At 51.9% G+C, this 1,678-nt stretch carries 1 rRNA gene; it reads left to right on the top strand.

Annotated elements, in window-relative coordinates:
- Window positions 1–64 precede the first annotated feature (64 nt).
- Window positions 65–1,626 (top strand): 16S ribosomal RNA (locus tag C7P63_RS10235).
- Window positions 1,627–1,678: the final 52 nt, after the last annotated feature.

The raw sequence follows: 1,678 nt of genomic DNA, 5'->3' as shown, positions 1-1,678 counted from the left end.
TTATAGTGAAGTCAATTCGCTAGCAAACAAAATTGAGCTAAATGTCTTCGGACATTATCATACTTTTATTGAGAGTTTGATCCTGGCTCAGGACGAACGCTGGCGGCGTGCCTAATACATGCAAGTCGAACGCTTCTACTTCCACCGAGTGCTTGCACTCACCGGAAGAAGAGGAGTGGCGGACGGGTGAGTAACACGTGGGCAACCTGCCTATCAGAGGGGGATAACACTTGGAAACAGGTGCTAATACCGCATAATTATCTAGACCACATGGTCTGGACATGAAAGACGCTTTCGGGTGTCACTGATAGATGGGCCCGCGCTGCATTAGCTAGTTGGTAGGGTAACGGCCTACCAAGGCCATGATGCATAGCCGACCTGAGAGGGTGATCGGCCACACTGGGACTGAGACACGGCCCAGACTCCTACGGGAGGCAGCAGTAGGGAATCTTCGGCAATGGACGAAAGTCTGACCGAGCAACGCCGCGTGAGTGAAGAAGGTTTTCGGATCGTAAAACTCTGTTGTTAGAGAAGAACAAGGATAAGAGTAACTGTTTATCCCTTGACGGTATCTAACCAGAAAGCCACGGCTAACTACGTGCCAGCAGCCGCGGTAATACGTAGGTGGCAAGCGTTGTCCGGATTTATTGGGCGTAAAGCGAGCGCAGGCGGTTTCTTAAGTCTGATGTGAAAGCCCCCGGCTTAACCGGGGAGGGTCATTGGAAACTGGGGAACTTGAGTGCAGAAGAGGAGAGTGGAATTCCATGTGTAGCGGTGAAATGCGTAGATATATGGAGGAACACCAGTGGCGAAGGCGACTCTCTGGTCTGTAACTGACGCTGAGGCTCGAAAGCGTGGGGAGCAAACAGGATTAGATACCCTGGTAGTCCACGCCGTAAACGATGAGTGCTAAGTGTTGGAGGGTTTCCACCCTTCAGTGCTGCAGTTAACGCATTAAGCACTCCGCCTGGGGAGTACGGCCGCAAGGCTGAAACTCAAAGGAATTGACGGGGGCCCGCACAAGCGGTGGAGCATGTGGTTTAATTCGAAGCAACGCGAAGAACCTTACCAGGTCTTGACATCCTTTGACCACTCTAGAGATAGAGCTTTCCCTTCGGGGACAAAGTGACAGGTGGTGCATGGTTGTCGTCAGCTCGTGTCGTGAGATGTTGGGTTAAGTCCCGCAACGAGCGCAACCCTTATTGTTAGTTGCCATCATTCAGTTGGGCACTCTAGCAAGACTGCCGGTGACAAACCGGAGGAAGGTGGGGATGACGTCAAATCATCATGCCCCTTATGACCTGGGCTACACACGTGCTACAATGGACAGTACAATGAGCTGCAAGACCGCGAGGTCAAGCTAATCTCTTAAAGCTGTTCTCAGTTCGGATTGTAGGCTGCAACTCGCCTACATGAAGCCGGAATCGCTAGTAATCGCGGATCAGAACGCCGCGGTGAATACGTTCCCGGGCCTTGTACACACCGCCCGTCACACCACGAGAGTTTGTAACACCCAAAGTCGGTGAGGTAACCTTCGGGAGCCAGCCGCCTAAGGTGGGATGGATGATTGGGGTGAAGTCGTAACAAGGTAGCCGTATCGGAAGGTGCGGCTGGATCACCTCCTTTCTAAGGAAAATTACGGAAACTACACATTCGTCTCTTTGTTCAGTTTTGAGAG

The sequence above is a fragment of the Vagococcus humatus genome (assembly GCF_003950325.1).
Lineage (GTDB): Bacteria > Bacillota > Bacilli > Lactobacillales > Vagococcaceae > Vagococcus_C > Vagococcus_C humatus.
The sequence above is the reverse complement of the archived record's forward strand: the minus strand, read 5'-3'. Positions and strand labels throughout refer to the sequence as shown.